We start from the raw sequence: 20,791 nt of genomic DNA on the forward strand, positions 1-20,791 counted from the left end.
GATGACTAAAGAATTCTTTAATAAACCACTTGCTGCAAGAGAAATTCCTGGTATTCCAGGCATGCTTGAATTTGATATTCCAGTCTTTGGGGACAACCGCGGCTGGTTCAAGGAAAACTTCCAAAAGGAAAAGATGATGCCACTTGGATTTCCTGAAAGCTTCTTTGCCCAAGGAAAACTACAAAACAACGTAAGCTTCTCAAGGAAGAATGTCCTTCGTGGACTCCATGCTGAGCCTTGGGACAAGTACATTTCAGTTGCTGACGATGGGCGTGTTCTAGGTTCTTGGGTTGACCTTCGTGAAGGTGAAACTTTTGGAAATGTCTACCAGACTGTAATTGACGCCAGCAAGGGAATTTTTGTTCCTCGCGGTGTGGCAAATGGTTTCCAAGTTTTATCTGACAAGGTTGCCTACAGCTACTTAGTTAATGATTACTGGGCTCTTGAATTGAAACCAAAGTATGCCTTTGTCAATTATGCTGACGAGACCCTTGGCATTAAGTGGGAAAATCTTGCCCAAGCAGAAGTATCTGAAGCAGATGAGAATCACCCAATGCTTAAGGATGTAAAACCTTTGAAGGCATCTGAGCTTTAATGAGGGTTGTTCATCTTAAAACCAAGAGAAAACTTGAGGCTTGGACTGTTCAAACAGACACCTCCTTACCTTTTTGGGCCGAAAACTTCTTTTCTCAAGGTGGCTTTAAATGGAATGGGACCAGGTCTTTGGCTATTAAAAATGCAGGAGGTCTTGTCAAAATGACAGTGCCTGTCGGGGATGTCATGGTCTTTAATGGCAAGTATTTAAAAGCAGTACCAGCCTACAAGTTTACTCGCGAATATAAGATCTTAGATTAAATAAATAGTTTCAATAAGGAAATGAAAAAAGGGAATACAATGACTGAATATAAAAATATTATCGTAACTGGTGGTGCAGGATTCATCGGAAGTAATTTTGTTCACTATGTTTACAACAATCATCCAGATGTGCATATCACTGTCTTAGATAAGTTAACTTACGCTGGAAACCGTGCCAATATCGAAGAAATCCTTGGCGACCGTGTTGAACTTGTCGTTGGAGATATCGCTGATGCTGAGCTTGTGAATGAACTTGCAGCAAATGCTGATGCCATTGTTCACTATGCAGCTGAAAGCCACAATGACAATTCACTTAAGGACCCTCGTCCCTTCCTTGATACCAATATCATTGGGACCTATACCTTAATTGAAGCAGCTCGCAAAAATAATATTCGTTTCCACCATGTTTCAACTGACGAAGTGTACGGAGACCTTCCATTACGCGAAGACCTTCCAGGACACGGTGAGGGCGTTGGAGAAAAATTCACTGATAAAACTCCTTATAATCCATCAAGCCCATATTCATCAACAAAAGCAGGTTCTGACCTTCTAGTTCGTGCTTGGGTGCGTTCATTTGGACTTAATGCAACAATCTCAAACTGTTCAAACAACTACGGACCATACCAACACATTGAAAAGTTCATTCCACGTCAAATTACAAATATTTTAAGTGGAATCAAGCCAAAACTTTATGGTGACGGTAAAAATGTTCGTGACTGGATCCACACTAATGACCATAGTTCAGCAGTTTGGGCTATTCTTACTAAGGGTGAAAAGGGTGAAACTTACCTAATCGGAGCTGACGGTGAGAAGAACAACAAGGAAGTTCTTGAACTTATCCTTGGTGAAATGGGTCAGGCGTCTGACGCTTACGACCGTGTACAAGACCGTGCAGGTCACGACCTTCGTTATGCAATCGACTCAACTAAGCTTCGTGAAGAACTTGGTTGGGAGCCAGAATTCACTAACTTCGAAGAAGGAATCGCAGACACTATTAAGTGGTATGCTGACCATGAAGACTGGTGGAAGGCTGAAAAAGACGCTGTTGAAGCAAACTATGCCAAAAACAATCAGTAAAATATTTTAGCCTCATAGGGTTAGTGGTAATCAAAGTGCTGGAAAAGATTTAGTTCATTTTTCAGGATTACTGCTAACCCTTATGGCAGTTTTATACTTAAATAAAAAATAAAAAATAAAAGATTCAAACGAAATAAAAAAATTTGTTATTATGATTAAGAATGGAGATAAAATGATTTTAGTTACTGGAGCAAACGGCCAACTTGGAACAGAACTTTGCCACCTATTAGATGAGCGTAATGAAGATTACGTAGCAACTGATGCAGCTCAACTTGATATCACAGATGCTGAAGCAGTTGAAAAAGCTTTTGCTGAAATTAAGCCAACCATCGTTTACCACTGTGCAGCTTACACAGCTGTTGATAAGGCTGAGGATGAAGGAAAAGAATTAGACTATGCTGTAAATGTTACAGGTACTGAAAACATTGCCAAAGCTTGTGGTAAATATGATACAACCCTTGTCTACATTTCAACTGACTATGTCTTTAACGGTGAAAAACCAATCGGTGAAGAGTGGATGGAAGATGATGCGACAGGTCCTCAAACAGAATACGGTCGCACTAAACTTCTAGGAGAAGAAGCAGTCCACAAGTATGCACCACATCATTACATTATCCGTACCAGCTGGGTCTTTGGTAACTACGGAGCAAACTTTGTCTTCACCATGCAAAAACTTGCTGAAACTCGTGATACTTTAACAGTTGTTGATGATCAATTTGGCCGCCCAACTTGGACTCGTACCCTTGCTGAATTCATGGTTTATTTAGTAGAAAATCAAAAAGATTTTGGTACCTACCACCTATCAAACGAAGGTGTAACCAACTGGTATGGTTTTGCCAAAGAAATCTTAAAAGATACCGATGTTGAAGTTTTACCAGTTGACAGCAGCAAGTTTGTCCAAAAGGCAAAACGTCCTAAAAACTCTGTCATGAGCCTTGAGAAAACTAAGGCGACAGGTTTTGTAATTCCAACCTGGCAAGATGCCTTAAAGGAAATGCTTAAAAAATAAAAGAAGAGGTGCAAGATGCAACACGTTTTTATCATCGGATCCCGCGGACTTCCCGCAAAATACGGTGGATTTGAAACCTTTGTTGATGAACTTGTGAGTAATCAAAAGAGCACAGAGATCAAATATCATGTTGCCAATCTATCTGACAGTGAGAACAAAAGCCATTATAAGTATAAGGGAGCTGATGTTTTTAACATTAGGTCACGCAATCTTGGTGGAGCACGGGTCATTTTTTATGACCTTGATGCCATCAACTACTCCTTAGAAATTATTAGAAAAGAGGGGATTGAAAATCCCATTTTCTATATTCTGGGAAATACAATCGGAGCCTTTATCACACCTGCCATCAAAAAAATTCATGCAGTGGGGGGTAAAGTTTTTGTAAATCCAGATGGTCTTGAGTGGAGACGTTCCAAGTGGAGCTATCCAATTCGTAAGTACTTAAAATACTCTGAGCGTAAGATGGTTGAGCAGGCTGATTTGATTATCGCTGACAACCAGGGAATTGAAGATTACTTAAAGACTGAATACAAAAAGCCCTTTAAGTCGACAGTTTTAGCCTACGGGACAGATACTGAAGCGGGGGTAAATCCGGATTTTTCATGGTTTGAAAACAAAGCTATAACTTCTGACGGTTATTATTTAGTTGTTGGCCGTTTCGTACCTGAAAACAACTATGAAGCGGTAATTAAGTCCTTTATGAGGTCTAAAAGTAAAAGGGACTTAGTTATTATTACCAACAAAGATGATGGCAATCTCTATGAAAGTCTCTTAAAATCAACAAATTTTGAAGGTGATTCAAGGATTAAATTTGTGGGAACTGTTTATGATAAGGATACCTTAAAGGCAATTAGGGAAAGAGCCTTTGCCTACATTCATGGTCATGAGGTTGGGGGAACTAATCCCAGTCTTTTAGAGGCCATGTGGTCAAGCAAACTAAATCTGGTCTTGGACGTTGATTTTAATCGTAATGTGACCCTAGACTCGGCCTGCTACTGGCAAAAAGACAATCTAGCAGAGTTGATTAATGAGGTCGATCTTCTTGATGAAGCTAAACGGGCTTTATACAGGCAAAAATCAAGACAAATTGTTTGTGATAATTATACCTGGCAGGGGATTGTTAATAAGTATGAGGAGCTCTTTTTGAATGAAGGTTAATATTTTAATGCCAACTTATAACGGGGCACGATTTATAGCAGACCAATTAAAAAGTATTCAAAATCAGACCTTTACTGACTGGCATCTTCTTATTCGTGATGATGGGTCAACTGATCAAACACCCGACATTATTAGGGAGTTTGCAGCTGTCGATAGGCGAATAACATTCATAAATGATGGAAAACCCACTAAAAATTTAGGGACCATTGCCTCAGTTTTTGAACTAGTAAAAAGTGAAGCTGCTGATTTCTACTTTTTCTGTGACCAGGATGATATTTGGTTGCCCGAAAAATTGGCTCTGACCTTGGATGAGGCAAGCCTTCATGATAATTCAAGGGCTGTCATGTACTATACAGATCTTAAGGTAGTCGACCAGGAGCTTAAGGTGGTTTCTGAAAGTATGATTAGGTCGCAAAGTCATCATGCCAATACTAATCTCCTTGCAGAACTTACTGAAAATACAGTAACCGGCGGGGTAAGTATGATTAACCATGCTCTGGCAGACCTTTGGCTTTCAGCTGATAATATCCTTATGCATGACTGGTATCTGGCCCTTCTAGCTGCTAGCATGGGGGAGCTTGTCTATATCGATATTCCAACCCAGCTTTATCGCCAGCATGATAGTAATGTGCTAGGTGCAAGGACCCTTAGAAAAAGAATGAAGAACTGGATTCGTCCCTGGAAGCTTGTTGATAAATACTGGTGGCTAATTAAATCCAGTCAAGAGCAAGCTAGGAAACTTTTGGAGCTTCCAAATCTTACTAGAGAAAATAGGGAGCTTATTGAAAGTTTTGTCAGCCTCACTGAAGGAGGGTTTACTACCCGACTTTCCAAGCTACAAAAATATAAATTTAGAAAGAACAGGACCTTTCATACCCTGGTCTTTCGGACTTTAGTTATTACCAATTTTGGTAATAAATCGGAGGAATAAGTAATAATGAAGAAAAATAAAAATCTGATTCTTTTAAAGGAATTAGTTTCGACAGATTTTAAATTGAGATACCAAGGATCTGTTTTAGGCTACCTGTGGTCGGTTGTCAAACCGCTGATGCTTTTTACAATCATGTACTTTGTCTTTGTGCGATTCTTAAGATTTGGTGGCGACATGCCCCACTTCTCGGTTGCCCTACTTTTAGGTATGGTTCTGTGGAATTTCTTTGCTGAATCAACCATGCTAGGGATGACATCCATTGTGTCTTACGGTGGTCTTTTGAGGAAGGTAAATATTCCTAAAACAATTATTGTAACCAGCTCAACCATGAACTCAGTTATCAATCTTTTGATTAATTTGATCGTAGTTGTAATTTTTGCCTTAATCAATGGAGTTAGCCTTACTTGGCGGGTTGCCTTTCTGCCATTTTTACTTGTCGAGCTCTTTATTTTAGCTTATGGTCTGGCCCTTTTAATGTCAGCCATCTATGTCCGTTTTCGTGATCTGGGGCAAATTTGGGAGGTTGTTCTTCAAGGTGCCATGTATGCTACTCCAATCATTTATCCAATTACAATGATTATTGACCGCGGCTATACAACAATTGCCCAGCTGATGATGTTAAATCCAATGGCTCAAATCATTCAAGATGCTCGCTATCTTACTATTTCGCCAGAAAATCTAACCATCTGGCAGCTGGTAGATAACAAGTTTCTTGCACTTATCCCCTACCTGCTACCTTTTGCTATTTTCCTATTAGGTCGTTGGTACTTTAATAAGCAATCAGATTACTTTGCGGAGGTAGTATAATGGCAAAAGAAAAAGAAGTAGTCCTAAGAGTTACTGATGTTCATAAATCCTTTAAACTTCCTGTTGATATGTCAAACAGCCTGAAGGTTACCGTTTTAAACATGCTTAAGGGTGTTAAGGGTTATGTTAAATATGATGTTTTAAAGGGAATTTCCTTTGAAGTTGAAAAAGGTGATTTTTTTGGGATTGTTGGACGAAATGGCTCAGGAAAATCAACCCTTTTAAAAATTATTTCTCAAATTTATAAACCAGAAAAAGGCAATGTTGAAGTTTTTGGAAAACTTGTTCCCTTTATTGAACTTGGTGTTGGTTTTAATCCTGAGCTTACTGGACGTGAAAATGTCTACATGAACGGTGCCATGCTTGGTTTTTCAAATGAAGAGATTGACGGCATGTATGACGATATCGTTGAATTTGCTGAGCTTTCAGAATTCATGGAACAAAAGTTAAAGAACTATTCAAGTGGGATGCAGGTTCGTCTGGCCTTCTCGGTTGCCATTAAGGCTCAAGGGGATATTCTAGTTCTTGATGAGGTTCTTGCGGTTGGAGATGAGGCCTTCCAAAGAAAATGTAATGACTACTTTGAAGAACGCAAAAAATCAGGTCTTACAACCATTCTTGTAACCCACTCAATGGAAGCTGTTCGTAAGTATTGTAATAAGGCCCTTCTAATTGATGATGGTCTAGTAAAAACTGATGGTGACCCAAATGATACAGCCAATCAATATGTCCTTGATAACTTTTATGATGTGATGCCAGAATATGAGGCTCCTGAGAATAAGTATGTCGAAGACCTTCAGGTAAAACTTTTAAATAATAGTATTATTGGGCCTGATGAATATGTTGAGTTTGAATTATCCTATACGGTGACAGAGGATATTAAGACTTATCCAGCCTTTTCATTTGTTGATATTGACCGAAATTTTGACCTCTATAATGACAATATGATGCTTGATATGACAAGTGGTAAGGGTTCATTTAAGTTTAACTATAAGTGTAAACTTAATGCCATTAATAATGCCAAAGTCCGCGTTGCCATCTCAATTAAGAGCGACAAGGATGATTATCTGGCTTTCCCTGAAAATAACGATGAGCTTGTCTTTGTTGTTAGAACAGATAAGTTTAAAGATGAGAGTGAAAAGGACTCAGCCTTTGGTCTTCTAAAAAGAAATGGAAGCTGGACCCATGAGTAAAATCTTAGTTTTATCTCCCTTTGGAGGTTTTGGAAATGGTGCAGATATTTCCATGAATCACCAGATGGTTTATCTGAGAAGCCTTGGTTATGAAATAGTTAATGTCTATAACCAAGGTAGCGATAGCTACAGGGATTTTTTAGCACAAGAAGGTATAGAAGGGGTCAATCTCAATTACACTTGGTGGGATGAAACTGAACTTCCTGATGAATTAAAGGCTAATAATGTTTTAATTTATCAGGAGCTGGTTTCTCTGATTAAAAGTCATGGGGTTGACCTCTTAATAACTAATACTTCAAACATGCCTTGGGGAGCTATCGCAGCAAGTATCACTAATATTCCCCATATCTGGCTTCTCCATGAATTCGCTGAAGGTGATTTTGACTGGGTTAAGGACAAGTATCCTTTTATCGATGCCTTTTCAAATAAAATTCTTTGTTCAAGTGAGTCACTGGCTCAGGCGGTACAAAAAGAAGTTAAACAGAAGGTAGATTTTTTTAATCCCTATACAAATGTCCCTTCAATTACGGGACATAGTGAGGACATTCGCCTGCTTTCGGTCAACTACCTAAGTCACGGAAAAAATCAACTGGAGCTTCTTTATGCCCTTAAGGAATTAGTTGCAAGAGGCTACAAGATTCCTGTTCTTTTTTCTGGTCGAGTTGAAGATGAAAAATATTATCAAGAGATGCTCACCTACATAGAAGATAATAATTTAGAGAATTATGTTAGCTTTACTTATGCGGAAAATGGTAACTGGCATCCGGCGTCAGCAAACGATATATTTGTTTCACCAAGTAGGTCTGAAAGTTTTGGCCTTACCTATGTTGAAGCCATGAAAGTTGCCATCCCTGTAATTACTGCCCAAAATGGAGGAGCAGAAACTCTTGAGCAAGCAGGTTATTTGGACCAGGAAAATATCTATCAAGCAGGAGATATAGATGAACTTGTTTCCAAAATAATCTACATGGTAGAAAATCATGATGATATTAAGAAGCAGGCTGAAGCTACTCGAGTAAAGGTGCTTGAAGAGCAGAGTCTTGCAAGGATAACAGAAGCTCTTCTTGCAGCCATTAAGTCTTCAGCGACTTCAATTAATAAAATGACTCAAATCATGGCTCCTTGGGGTGAAAATTTTGTTTATAATCTTGATGGTTTAAAAAATCTTTTAGAGGGTAGACTGAGCTATATCAAAAACCTCGAAGGTGAGGTTATAAATTTACATGTGAAACATGATGCCTTACAAGGCAATCTTCAAGAGCTTGCAGATATTGCAAGGGAGCATGAACTTGCGGCCACTGCTAGTAAAAAAGAGCTTGAAGTCTTGGCACAAGAATACAATAATTTAAATGAACGTTATCAATTTTTAATAAATTCATGGTGGTATAGGGGGATGAAACTGGCCTACCTGCCGATTAAGAAGTCTAGGAGTGCACTTCCGAAAATGAAAAATTTTGTTAAGAGGGGAATTAAGAAGGTCCTTAGGGCCAACCCTAAATTATACGGGTATGTTAAGCAAAAGAATATGGCACGTGCCTTGCGGAAGGAACAAAAACGTCAAGCTATTGCAAACAGACCGTCTAAGGAACTTTTAGCCCTACAAAAATTAAGAAGAGAAGAAAGGGAGGCCTACGTCTATCAGGCAAATAATGCCAAGCGTGCCCTGATCTTTGTTGTCTATGAAAGTCAAGAACGCTTGCAGCCTTATAAGCTTTATTTTCTTGACCACCTTGCTAAATTTGCTGAGGACATCTATATTGTTGTAAATGGTTATTTGGACCCTCGAGATCTTGATACCCTTTCAAAATATGGTCAAATTATGGAGCGGGAAAATATAGGCTATGATGCCACAGCCTTTAAATACGCTGTTGAACATTTAGGAAAAGACCTTCTTGCAAACTATGATCAACTACTTTTGGTTAATGATACAAGCCTTGGTCCTGTAAATGACTTTGAAGATATGTTTGAGTATTTTTCTGACAAGAAGGTGGACATGTGGGGGATAACTGAAGGTGAAACCCAAATTGATCCGCATGGCTTAAATAAATACGGCTACATTCCCCACCACATTCAAACCTACTTTGTAGTTATTGAAAAAACTTTACTCAAGTCTGATGCCTTCTACCAGTATTTCATAGACATGCCAAGGATTACCAATCGTGATGAGGCGATAATGCACCATGAAACAGTCTTTACCAAGAACTTTACCGATCTAGGTTACTCTTATGATGTGTATGTAAAGGAAAATAGGGATTCTGCTGTTTATCATCATCCTTATTTGCTGGTCTCTAAATTCAATAACCCTATTATTAAATTTACGGCCCTTGAATATGATAATGATTTAATCTACCAACTCAATAAGCTTCATACCAAAACAGAAGTTCCTGAACTTCTTGAATGGGTGGAAAAAGAGACAGACTATCCTCTTACTATCCTTGAGGAAGCCATTAGGGTCGTTAAAAGTAAGGAAGAAAGTATCTTAATTATTGATGGCGTCCATGATTTAATTCCACAACTTACAAGATACCGGGTTGAAAACAAAAGAGAGCAACTAGCAAATCTTGGTTTCAAGGTTAGGGTGAGAAGTTCTGAAATAGTGACAACGGCTGACCTTTACAAGACCAACTTCCTTATTATTTATAGGGCTTGGTACAATGAAAATCTGCAGGAGATTGTTGACTGGGCAAGAAAACTTAAGATTCCAGTATTCTTTGATGTGGATGACCTTGTAATTGATACAAGCTATACCGATCAGCTTTCTTATACTCAGGGACTTTCTGTATCAGAAAAAGCTAATTACGATAGTGGAGTTATGAGCTACCGTAGGATGATGCTTTCAACGGACGGAGTTATTGCAAGTACAAGAGATTTGGCTCATGAACTTGAAAACTACAAGGATCAGGTTATCTTAAACCGAAACCTTGCTAATGAAGGGTTGGTAGAAATATCAATGAGGGCCTTGATTCATAAAGATCTTGAAAGGGAGTCTGACCGAGTTAGGATAGGTTATTTCTCAGGATCGATTACGCATAATGAAAATTTTGACCTGATAAAGGCCGCCCTTAAAAAAATTATGGAGGAAAGACCATTGGTTGAACTTCATCTTGTAGGTCACCTGGATTTGCCAGAAGATATGAGTCACTTGAAGAGTCAAATTGTAACCCACGATTATGTTGACTGGAAGAAGCTTCCACAACTAATTGCTCAAGTTGATATCAATTTAGCTCCTTTGGTTGATAGTATCTTCAACCGGGCTAAGTCTGAAATCAAGTGGATTGAAGCTTCCTTGGTCAAGGTACCAACTCTTGCTAGCAAGCTTGGGGCCTTTGCTGACTCTATTGACAGCGGGGTAGACGGTATCTTGGTGGAAAACACAGAAGAGGCCTGGTATGAAGGGCTTGAGCAGTTGGTTAATTCGCCAAAACTAAGGGAAAGCCTGGCAGAGAATGCCTACAAGCGAGTTAGGGCAGATTTTACAACCATTGACCAAGAAGATGACTTATCTAGGTATATTAGAGGGCAAATAAATCATGACTAAAAAGAAGAAAATTTTGTTTGTTTCACCGACAGGAATGCTTGATAATGGAGCTGAACTATCAATTGCAAACCTAATGTTTCTTTTGAAGGATAGGGGCCATGAAGTTATCAATCTAGCTCCTAAAAGTCCTTATGAGGGCTATGACGAAAGTTTTAATGATAAAGGAATTGCTGTTGAAAGGCTTAAGGTCACTAAATTTTGGTGGGCTGATGCCCCAGGAGGCCTACCTGCATCTGAAGAGATTATAGCCCAGGCTCATGAGAGAAACATTGAGGAAATTTCTCAAATTATTAGGCAAAGGGCAGTTGATTTAGTCATTACTAACACGGCTAATGTTTTCGTTGGTGCTGTTGCAGCAAAAAGAATGGGTGTAGCCCACTTTCAATTAATCCATGAATTTCCTGATGGCGAATTTTCCTATTATGATGACAGGCTTAAGTTTTTCTCTGACCATAGTTCAGAAATTTTTGCCGTCCAAGGAAAACTAGCTGAAACCCTCCAGGAAAGATTTGATGAAGAAGGTCTTTTTCAAACAATTAATACTTTTGTACCCTTTGTTGACTACAAGGAAAAGAAGCTATCTGAGCTTGAAGCTAGCCAAACGAGTTTCATCTATATCTCACGTTTAACTGAGCGGAAGAATCAACTTGAGATATTAAGGGCCCTGAATTTAATCCTGCCAGATTTCCCTGACTTGAAGGTTAAGTTTATTGGTGGTTATGATGAAGCTTACAGGCAAAAGATGGTTGATTTCATCAAACTTTTTGAGCTAGAAAAAAATGTAGAATTCATCGGCAATCAGCCCAATCCTTGGGCCATGGTAACAGATAGGGATATAGCTGTCTTCCCATCAGCCGATGAAACATTTGGTCTAGCTTACGGGGAGGCCGTTTTAAACGGGGTTCCAGCAATTTTCACAGACAATCGTGGCTTTAAATCAGCCTATCCAATCTTCCAGGCAGGTCTTATGTATAGGCTCGGAGATATCACAGGTCTTGCTCGAATGATGGCTGACATGTACGAGAATTTTCCAGCCTTTAAGGCAGATGCCCTTGAGCGGGTAAATCTAGCTAAGGAAAATTATAATCTTGAAAGTTGCTATAAAAACATTATCGATAAGATTGAAGGATAATATATGGATATTTTATGCCCTTTAAATTAATAATTGAGTAAACTGAAAAGGAATAGATTTTTGAAAAATGTAAGAAAAGATTATTTAATACTCATACTCATTTTTGGGTTCTTGAGTGTTTTGATTATGCCGGCTGGTACACCACCAGATGAAGGCCATCATTTTTATATTATAAATAGAGTAATTGATAAAGATTGGACTTGGGTAGGAAATGGTCAATCAAGACCTGATGGAGGCCAGTGGCCAGGGACTGCTGAAATTAGGGAACAAATAGCAAATCATACTTATTACGATGAATATTTTAGGGAAAAACTTCCAGCCAGTCAGTTAGAATATGATTTTAATTTTCATCTGAAGGATATAGTTTACCTTCCCCAGATTATTGGTGTCGCTTTGGCTAAAGCCTTTTTTCCAAGCTATGGGATGATGTTCTTTTTTGGGAGACTATTTAACCTCCTAACCTATGCCTTAGGGATTTGTTTTTGCCTTAAATATGCAGTTTATGGCAAGAGAGTTATGTTCTTTGTAGCCCTTTTACCAATAATGGTTCAACAGGCAAGTTCATTAAGTTATGATGTTTTTACAATCCTTGCTATCTTTAATTTTTTCACTCTCTTAACCAGACTTTCTGTCCAAAGAAAGACTGTGACCAAAAAAGAAATTATTTGGCTGATTTGTTCAATCCTTCTTCTTTATGTCACTAAGAGAAACAATATTCTCTTGCTGGGACTACTAGCCTTTCTTCCAACCCAGCTTCTTAGAAGCAAAAAAATTGGCGGTTTGATTGATAAAATATTTAATTTTATCGAAAATAGAAAATTTGTGACCTTTATTTCAGCTGGATTTTTAGCCCTTGTTGGAGCCTACGTTTTCCTCCGAGCTAAGGGTGGTTTCATGCATTTTGTACAGGTAATGTATAATTCATTTTTCCGGGCAGATATAAATTCAACCTTAAATGGGATCATGGATAATGGAGTCATAGGCTTTTTCTCTGATTTTACTTATCAGTTGCCAGGTTGGATGATTACATTTGATTTTATGCTTTTGGCCTTACTTTTATTTGCAGAAAGGGCAGAAGACGGTCTAGTTGAAAAAAGATTTGGCCTAGCTTCAGGGATGGTTTATCCCCTACAGATGCTTATAATCGTGACTGGGATGTACTTTGAATGGACCAGTGTTGTCTCACCAGATGCCCTCTTTTCACAAGGGGCTCAGGGCCGTTATTTTACTCCATTTTTAGTCTTCTTTGTACCGTTTGCCGTCTATATGTCTAAATATATAAAGGTTAAAATTCAAGATAAATTCCTTGATCAACTTCTCCTTTATACATCAACAATTAATTTGTTTACCTTCCTCATCTTGACCATCCAGGTGGAATGGATGCCAAATAAGGGAGCAGATTTTCTCCTTCATTTCTTTTAGCGGCCTAAAGGTGTCGAGGGAGTACTTGGGAGATATGATTTGAAAAAATTAAGGAAAAATTTTCCTTTGCAAGCACTAGCGTAAATAAGCGGCATGTATTGATAGAGGCATCTATCGGTAAACTTTAGAAGCAAATTTCTTCTGTCTCTTCTCGTAATAATTGCAATCATAAATCTTACTACCTATATAAGGATAATTCACCAATTTAGTTGGTAGGCCTAGCAAGGAGTGGATTTTATGATGAATATCTTTAGCATTTTTAGAAAGTAAAACAAAATGACCAATCACACATTTGTAATTTGTGCCTATAAGGAATCTCCTTATTTGGAGGCCTGTATCGAAAGTTTAATGGACCAGGAGTCTGTAGCAAGAGGGGACTCAAAGATTATCCTTTATACCTCAACTCCTGGTGCTTATACAGATGATTTAGGTAGAAAATATAACATCGAAGTTTTTGCAGGGGTTAAAAAGGGAATAGGAGCTAACTGGAACGAGGCCTTAGGCTTTGTGGATACCAAATATGCTACCATTGCCCATCAGGATGACATTTACTTACCAGACTATGGTGTGCGTGTTCTTGATGCCTTTAATAAAAATCAAAACTTAAAGATAGTTTTTACCGACTATGGAGAGATTGATGCAGCTGGCCAAGTACGAGTGCGTAATATCAATCTTAAAATTAAGACTCTGGGTCTAAAAACCATGTCTCTTTTTAACAATAAAACCTATCAAAGAAGGATTTATGCCTTTGGTAATTTTATTAGCTGTCCCGCTGTATCCTATAATCTTGAAGCCCTAGCTGACTTTAAATTCGACGAAAAGCTTAAGATGACCCTTGACTGGGATGCCTGGGAAAGGATCATGAAACTTCCTGGTAACATTAAATATCTACCAGTTCAAGCCATGTACCATAGGATTCATGAGGATTCTGAAACTTCGGCTAATACAGTTGATAAATCAAGGGAGCAGGAAGAGTATCTAATTTACAGACGCTACTGGCCAGAATTTATTAGCAAACTTCTTATGAAGGCTTACGTTAAAAACCAAAAAACAAATAATTAAAAAAACTAGGATTATCCTAGTTTTTTTGTTTGTTTCTTGTAAAAAATAAAGCAGAGGCTACTAATCATTAGAACCAAAAGAAAAATTGAGGTAAAGTAGCTAAGGCCTGCTCCTAAAAGTTGAAAGTTTTTAACTAGATAATTTGTATAAATAGTTGCAAGGATAACAACAATTAGGTAGACGTAAATTAATGCATACTGTTTTCTGAAAACCGTCAAAAGGAAGGTAGTAAAGTAGACAAAGGTGTTAAGCCCCCCAGCAACAAGCAAGATCATGAAGGCTGATTTATAAGGGGCAAGGTCTATCCCGTAGACAATTGATAAAACAGGTATTCCAAGGAAGTATCCTGCAAGCAGTATCAGAGTGGTTAAGCTTACAATAATAGTCGAAATTTTAAAAATTATTTTAAGGAATTCAGCTAAATTTTTTTCCGTCCATTTTCTTGAAATAGTTGTATAGATTGGTGTTAGGATAACAGAGGTCAAGACCATAATAATGGCTGAAGGCATGGAGATAATATTATAGGCCGCTTGAAGGTCATCTGTAAGATAAAGTTCAATGGAGTTTTTAGGGGTATTGGTCATATAAATTATCGTAAAGGCACTGATAAAAACAGGTAGGGTCTGTTTGAACAATGCTAGAAAATCTTTCATTGTTGGTTTAAATTTTCTGTCATAGCCTATTAGTTTAACGAACTGATAGTCTACTAGAAAAATCCAAGAATAAGATATAATTGTGGCTACAAGGATTGCAAGCTCCAAATTTTTAGTAATCAGTAGGCTAAGGGCAAATCCGCAGATATAGGCTAGTACTCGGAAGAAATAAGATTTCCCTGATATATCTAGTCGCTCATGTTGCTGGAAAAAACCAGCAAAGACATCTGCCCAGACCTCAGCTGAAACAAAAAGGGTCAGTAGGACAGCAATTGTTAGTTTCAGAGAGCTTAAAGATAGTAAAAAGCCGTAAATAAAAATACCAATAAACATTAATGAAATCGTTATAAATTTAGAATTAAAATATGTTTTAGCCTTAAACTCCCCTATAACATCGACACTCTGGTAGTTTCTGGAAGCAAAATTACCGATAGAAAGCATCTGCTGGCACATGGCCCAGCCAATAGAGAAAATTCCTGCCATATCATCATTAAGAGTTCTAGTAACAAAGAGCATAAGAAAAATTGATGAAAAGGCATAGATTGTATTTCCAAGTCCAAACCAGAGGGTATTTTTTTTAAGACTGGTTTCTCTTGCAAGTATTTGTAAATATTTGTTAGTCATATTCTCTCCTTAATTATCTACCAATTATACTATATTTCTTAATTTCTTAGCTAATCATTGACAAATTTAAATTTAGATAGCCAAAAAAAATCCCCCATGTTATACTAAATCAATGGAGGTACAAATATCTAAATGAAGAAAGTTTTACAAATATCGTATTTAGTTAGCTTACAGCTACTTTTTCTTTTTATGGGAATAAGTATAAGTCATGCAAGTGCTGTAAATGACTACATAAGAGCTAATAATATTAGGCCTGCATCAGAATCTGTAAATATTCAGATAAATATGCAAGATCCTAATATTAATGGTGGCCTCAATATGGATTTTGCGGATGGGAAACCAACCCTTGTTATCATCCATGAGGTAGCCAATGAATACTCAACCATTGATAGTGAAATAGCATTTATGGTGAGGAATCAAGAAAATGCCTTTGTCCATTCTTTTGCGGATGCAAACTCCCTTAAAACGATTGCTGATACCAGCAAGAAGGCATGGGGAGCAGGTCCCTTTGGGAATCGCTACGGGGTACAGATAGAGCAGACCCGTGAGCATTCTAAGGTGGACTTTGCCAAGCAGGTTGCAAATGTTGCCAGTTGGACGGCAGACCAGCTAATCAAGTACAATCTGGGTGCTCCAAAACTTGTGAGTGAATCAAGTAAGGCCCTAGATGGAAATCTGGCCAGCCACCGTAATATTTCTTACAAGTGGGGTGGTACTGACCACGTTGACCCTGACTGGTACTGGGAAAATAGGGGGCGGACATATTTTGGCGAGTCCTATGACATGAGCCAATTTAGGGAGCTTGTTGATTACTATTATCAGCAAAGGGCCTACCCACCAAAAATTATGGGAACTTCGATTGAAGGAAATCCTTCAACTGGTAAGTTTTCAGTCCGTGTGAAGACCAATGATGTTCCAGGATTGGAGGTTAAGGTTCCAATATGGTCTAATGCCAATGGTCAAAAAGATCTTTACTGGTATCCTGCTCGCAAGGTAGGAAGTGGTGAGTTTGTGGCTGATTTTGACGGTAGCCGCCATGATTACTATGTCGGGGATTATACAGCTCATGCTTATGCCTATGCAGCTGGTAAGGTTGATGCAAGCCTTGTAAATAATACTATTAATGTATCCTTTGGTGCAACGCCCAAAATTACCAGTGCATCAATCGAAGGAAATCCTTTGGATGGTAAGTTTTCTGTTCGGGTCAAGACCAATAATATTGATGACCTGACAGTTAAGGTTCCAATATGGTCTAATGCTAATGGCCAGGATGACCTTTACTGGTATGATGCCCGTAAGGTAGGAAGTGGTGAGTATGTGGCTGACTTTAATCCGGCCAACCATAATTATGAAAGTGGAACCTATTCAATCCACGCTTATGCCTATGCCAACCGTCAAACAACTGCTGTTGCAGTAAGTAGCAACTTAAATGTTTCCTATGCAACACCTTCTGTTAATTATTCAAGTCATGTTAGAGACATAGGCTGGCAAGGATATGTCTCTAATGGAAGTTTATCAGGAACCTCAGGTCGTAGCCTTCAAATGGAAGCTATTAAGCTGATTCTTGCTGGTAATGGAGGTATTACCTATTCCAGTCATGTGGCAGACGTTGGTTGGACTAGTTGGTCGTCAGATAATCAAATTAGTGGAACTGTTGGCCGCAGTCTTCAAATGGAAGCCATTAAGATTAAATTAACGGGAAATGTAGCATCTACTTATGATGTTTACTACCGAGTTCACATCAAGGATTATGGCTGGCTTGGTTGGGCTAAAAATGGTGAAGCAGCTGGAAGCACAGGACTTAGTGAACGAATGGAAGCCATCCAAGTAAAATTGGTTAAAAAAGGTGATAAATTTGATACAGGTCAACCTGCCCTAGTTGAACCCATCCCAAATGTTAATTATTCAAGCCACATTCAAGATATTGGTTGGCAAGGCTACGTCTCAAATGGTAGTCTTTCAGGAACCACAGCTCGCTCTTTAAGACTTGAAGCTGTAAAGTTAAACCTTTCAAATCTTTCTAAAGATGGAGGGATTAGCTATTCAACTCATATCCAAGATATTGGTTGGCAAAATCCTGTAGCTAATGATGCCCTTTCAGGAACCACAGCTCGACTCTTAAGACTTGAAGCCATTAAGATTAATCTAACCGGCTCAATAGCTAATGACTATGATGTTTACTATAGGGTTCATATTCAAGATGGTGGCTGGCTTGGTTGGGCTAAAAATGGTGAACCTGCTGGAAGTTCAGCCATGTCCAAGAGACTTGAAGGACTTAATGTTGTCTTGGTTAAAAAAGGAGGACAGGCTCCTGGCTCGACAGCTAACGCCTTCCTACAGCCGACACCAGTTGTCAGCCAACCAACTGATAAGCCAAACAATGGTTCAAGTACGGGTAATGTAGGTAGCTCAACTCCTTCAAATGAAGATACAAGCAGCTCAACATCTCCGTCGACAAGTGGAAGTAGCTCAGATGCATCTACTAGTGGTTCAAGTACTTCATCTGAAGCACCAGCATTTACTTTACCAAATCTTAGTGCCAGCCAAAAATCATGGTTTGATCAAATTTATCCACAAGCAGCTAAGATTGCTAAGGAGAAAAACCTTTATGCTTCTATCATGATGAGCCAAGCCATTGCAGAATCATCATGGGGGCAAAGTGAACTTGCCAAAAATGCCAATAATTTATTTGGTATCAAGGCAGACAGCTCTTGGATTGGTGAAGTTTATGAGCGAGATACGACAGAGTATGTTGACGGAAAACCAGTTACCGTTAAGGCTAAATTTAGGAAGTATTCAAATCTTTCTGGAAGCCTAGAAGATTATGCTAAAAAAATAGTGGGTTCTCCTGATCGATATAAAAATGTCTTAAAATCTAATGCACCTACTTTTGAAGATGCGGCTCGTGCCCTCCAAGAAGGTGGCTATGCAACTGATCCCAATTATGCAAATAACCTTATAAATCGAATTAAGAGTTATAAGCTTGATCTTTTAGATTAAGTCAGGAGGATTTCATTTGATGAAGAAAAAAACAAGTTTAATCTTTATTTTAGCCTTGCTTTCCCTGCTAGCAGTCTTTTTATTCTTAAAGATTGATGGAAGTAAAAAGACTTCAAATCCTAAGGAATCATCTTCCAAGCAAGTGGTGACATCTACTGAATCTTCAGCTAGTTCTAGCCTTGCAAGTGAATCAAGCTCGACAAGTAGCCAGGAAGAAAGTTTGACTACAATTGAAGCTTCAGAAGCAGCAGAATCTCATTTTGCAGATGAGGCTTTAGAAGCAAGTCAAATCAAAGAATCAGCTGAGGAAATTATGTCCCTTGAAGAAGCACGCCTGAAAATGCGTGAAGCTGGAATTGATGATAGTAATTTTGGTAATGTCGATGTTGCCAAGTATATCAATGAGGCTCATGACAAGGGTGAAGATTTTATTAGCTATCTGAAAGATCAAGGTCTTTAAAGAAAAAAAGGAAGTGAGAAATCACTTTCTTTTTTCATGTTACAAAATCTAACATATTGGTTGACTTTTCAAGAAATTATCGTTAGAATATGTCTTGTAAAGGAGATCGAAGTGAAAGAAAGAGAATTGCGTCGATCAATGGCGGTATTTCCAATAGGAACCGTTATGAAACTAACTGATTTGTCTGCCCGCCAGATTAGGTACTACGAGGATAATGAGCTAATTTTCCCCGACCGAAATGATGGAAATAGGCGGATGTACTCGCTCAATGACATAGATATCTTACTTGAAATTAAAGATTATATAGCTGATGGCCAAAGTATCGCTCAGATTAAGAAGACTTATGATGAGAGTAAGAAGGAAAGGGCCAATAAGCTTTCAAAATCTGTAAGTGACAAGGAAGTTCGTAGGTTATTAGAAGCTGAATTAGTCCGCCAAAGTAGATTTATGGGTAAAGAAGGAACAAGCTTTGGACACAAGTCCATGTAAGGAAAAGGAGAAAGAATGAAGGTTACAGCTGAAGATATCCGTCGTGATATTAAGGAAAAAAATGTTACATTTTTACGTTTAATGTTTACTGATATCATGGGAACTCTAAAAAATGTGGAAGTTCCAGCTACTGAAGAGCAACTGGATAAGGTTTTAGACAACAAGATGATGTTTGACGGATCTTCAATTGAAGGTTTTGTAAGAATTAATGAATCTGACATGTACCTCTACCCAGATTTGGACACATGGATTGTTTTCCCTTGGGGTGCTGAAAATGGTAAGGTGGCAGGTCTTATCTGTGATGTTTACAATCCTGATGGAACACCTTTTGCAGGAGACCCACGTGGTAATCTTAAACGTTCTTTAGGTAAGATGGATGAGCTTGGATTTTCTTCATTCAACCTTGGACCAGAGCCTGAATTTTTCCTTTTCAAACTTGATGAGCTTGGCAATCCTACCCTTGAGGTAAATGACAAGGGTGGCTACTTTGACCTGGCCCCTACTGACCTTGCAGACAACACTCGTCGTGAAATCGTTAATGTTTTAACTCAACTTGGTTTTGAAGTTGAGGCGAGTCACCATGAGGTTGCAGTTGGTCAACATGAAATCGACTTTAAATATGCGAATGTACTTGAAGCTTGTGACAACATTCAAATCTTCAAACTAGTTGTTAAGACCATTGCCCGTGAACATGGTTTACATGCAACATTTATGGCTAAACCTAAGTTTGGAATCAATGGTTCTGGAATGCACTGTAACATGTCTTTATTTGATAAAGAAGGCAACAACGTTTTCTATGATCCAAAAGGTGAACTTGAGCTTTCTACAACAGCTTATGAGTTCTTAGCTGGTCTCTTAAAACATGCCTACAATTTTACAGCCATCACAAACCCTACCGTAAATAGCTACAAACGTTTGGTTCCAGGTTATGAGGCACCAGTATACGTGGCATGGGCTGGACGTAACCGTTCACCTCTAATCCGCGTACCTGCATCACGTGGTAAGTCAACTCGTCTTGAGCTTCGTTCAGTTGACCCAACGGCTAACCCGTACCTAGCCCTTGCTGTTTTACTTGAATCAGGACTTGATGGAATTGCCAATAAGCTTACACCACCAGCTCCAGTTGAATCTAACATTTATGTAATGACTGAAGAAGAGCGTAAGGAAGCAGGAATTACCGACCTCCCGTCAACCCTTCATAATGCAGTTAAGGCACTTAGGGAAGATGATGTCGTTAAATCTGCCATGGGTAACCACATTTACACCAACTTCGTTGAAGCTAAACGAATTGAATGGGCAAGCTATGCTCAATATGTTTCCCAATGGGAACTTGATAACTACTTAGAGTTATTCTAAGTAAGAAAAAAATCTAGGACATCTG

General features: G+C 38.6%; 17 protein-coding genes. 16 read left to right on the plus strand and 1 reads right to left on the minus strand.

What is annotated here, in order from left to right:
* The first annotated feature begins 1 nt into the window (after window position 1).
* The 12 genes from OZX68_01290 to OZX68_01345 all read left to right on the plus strand — a co-directional run bounded on the left by OZX68_01290 (window position 2) and on the right by OZX68_01345 (window position 14,184).
* Window positions 2–595, plus strand: a complete 594-nt coding sequence (locus OZX68_01290) for a dTDP-4-dehydrorhamnose 3,5-epimerase family protein (GenBank protein WEV60909.1) — start codon at window positions 2–4, stop codon at window positions 593–595.
* Window positions 595–855, plus strand: a complete 261-nt coding sequence (locus OZX68_01295) for a hypothetical protein (GenBank protein WEV60910.1) — start codon at window positions 595–597, stop codon at window positions 853–855. The genes OZX68_01290 and OZX68_01295 overlap by 1 nt, the downstream gene beginning before the upstream one ends.
* A gap of 39 nt (window positions 856–894) precedes the next feature.
* Window positions 895–1,932 (plus strand): dTDP-glucose 4,6-dehydratase, encoded by a 1,038-nt coding sequence (gene rfbB, locus OZX68_01300; protein WEV60911.1) that lies wholly within the window; start codon window positions 895–897, stop codon window positions 1,930–1,932.
* Between the two features lie 172 nt (window positions 1,933–2,104).
* On the plus strand, window positions 2,105–2,941 hold the full coding sequence (gene rfbD, locus OZX68_01305; protein WEV60912.1) for a dTDP-4-dehydrorhamnose reductase: 837 nt from the start codon (window positions 2,105–2,107) through the stop codon (window positions 2,939–2,941).
* Between the two features lie 15 nt (window positions 2,942–2,956).
* Window positions 2,957–4,099 (plus strand): DUF1972 domain-containing protein, encoded by a 1,143-nt coding sequence (locus OZX68_01310; protein ID WEV60913.1) that lies wholly within the window; start codon window positions 2,957–2,959, stop codon window positions 4,097–4,099.
* Complete coding sequence (locus OZX68_01315; GenBank protein ID WEV60914.1) at window positions 4,089–5,030, plus strand: glycosyltransferase family 2 protein; 942 nt, start codon at window positions 4,089–4,091, stop codon at window positions 5,028–5,030. Before OZX68_01310 ends, OZX68_01315 begins: the two co-directional genes overlap by 11 nt.
* Before the next feature lie 6 nt (window positions 5,031–5,036).
* A complete protein-coding gene (locus OZX68_01320) occupies window positions 5,037–5,837 on the plus strand; it encodes an ABC transporter permease (GenBank protein ID WEV60915.1) in 801 nt (266 codons plus the stop codon).
* Window positions 5,837–7,030: an ABC transporter ATP-binding protein gene (locus OZX68_01325; protein WEV60916.1), complete on the plus strand. Its 1,194-nt coding sequence runs from the start codon at window positions 5,837–5,839 to the stop codon at window positions 7,028–7,030. Before OZX68_01320 ends, OZX68_01325 begins: the two co-directional genes overlap by 1 nt.
* Window positions 7,023–10,568 carry a glycosyltransferase gene (locus OZX68_01330; GenBank protein WEV60917.1) on the plus strand — a complete coding sequence of 1,182 codons (3,546 nt, stop codon included), beginning with the start codon at window positions 7,023–7,025 and terminating at the stop codon, window positions 10,566–10,568. Before OZX68_01325 ends, OZX68_01330 begins: the two co-directional genes overlap by 8 nt.
* Window positions 10,561–11,700, plus strand: coding sequence for a glycosyltransferase family 4 protein (locus tag OZX68_01335; protein WEV60918.1), 1,140 nt, complete (start codon window positions 10,561–10,563; stop codon window positions 11,698–11,700). The genes OZX68_01330 and OZX68_01335 overlap by 8 nt, the downstream gene beginning before the upstream one ends.
* A gap of 60 nt (window positions 11,701–11,760) precedes the next feature.
* Window positions 11,761–13,122 (plus strand): DUF2142 domain-containing protein, encoded by a 1,362-nt coding sequence (locus OZX68_01340; protein ID WEV60919.1) that lies wholly within the window; start codon window positions 11,761–11,763, stop codon window positions 13,120–13,122.
* Between the two features lie 276 nt (window positions 13,123–13,398).
* Window positions 13,399–14,184 carry a glycosyltransferase family 2 protein gene (locus tag OZX68_01345; protein ID WEV60920.1) on the plus strand — a complete coding sequence of 262 codons (786 nt, stop codon included), beginning with the start codon at window positions 13,399–13,401 and terminating at the stop codon, window positions 14,182–14,184.
* Between the two features lie 11 nt (window positions 14,185–14,195).
* On the opposite strand, the gene OZX68_01350 is transcribed toward OZX68_01345, so the two are convergent.
* Window positions 14,196–15,461 (minus strand): hypothetical protein, encoded by a 1,266-nt coding sequence (locus OZX68_01350; GenBank protein WEV60921.1) that lies wholly within the window; start codon window positions 15,459–15,461, stop codon window positions 14,196–14,198.
* A gap of 132 nt (window positions 15,462–15,593) precedes the next feature.
* On the opposite strand from OZX68_01350, the gene OZX68_01355 reads away from it, so the two are divergent.
* From OZX68_01355 to glnA, 4 genes are all read left to right on the plus strand, one after another.
* Entirely contained in the window at window positions 15,594–18,461 is a 2,868-nt protein-coding gene (locus tag OZX68_01355; protein ID WEV60922.1) for a GBS Bsp-like repeat-containing protein, read from the plus strand.
* 19 nt (window positions 18,462–18,480) lie between these two features.
* Window positions 18,481–18,921, plus strand: coding sequence for a hypothetical protein (locus tag OZX68_01360; GenBank protein WEV60923.1), 441 nt, complete (start codon window positions 18,481–18,483; stop codon window positions 18,919–18,921).
* A 111-nt stretch (window positions 18,922–19,032) separates the two neighbouring features.
* Window positions 19,033–19,410: a MerR family transcriptional regulator gene (locus tag OZX68_01365; protein WEV60924.1), complete on the plus strand. Its 378-nt coding sequence runs from the start codon at window positions 19,033–19,035 to the stop codon at window positions 19,408–19,410.
* A 15-nt stretch (window positions 19,411–19,425) separates the two neighbouring features.
* Entirely contained in the window at window positions 19,426–20,766 is a 1,341-nt protein-coding gene (gene glnA / locus OZX68_01370; protein WEV60925.1) for a type I glutamate--ammonia ligase, read from the plus strand.
* Window positions 20,767–20,791: the final 25 nt, after the last annotated feature.

It is taken from the genome of Streptococcaceae bacterium ESL0729 (assembly GCA_029391995.1).
In the GTDB taxonomy this organism is placed as follows: Bacteria; Bacillota; Bacilli; order Lactobacillales; family Streptococcaceae; genus Floricoccus.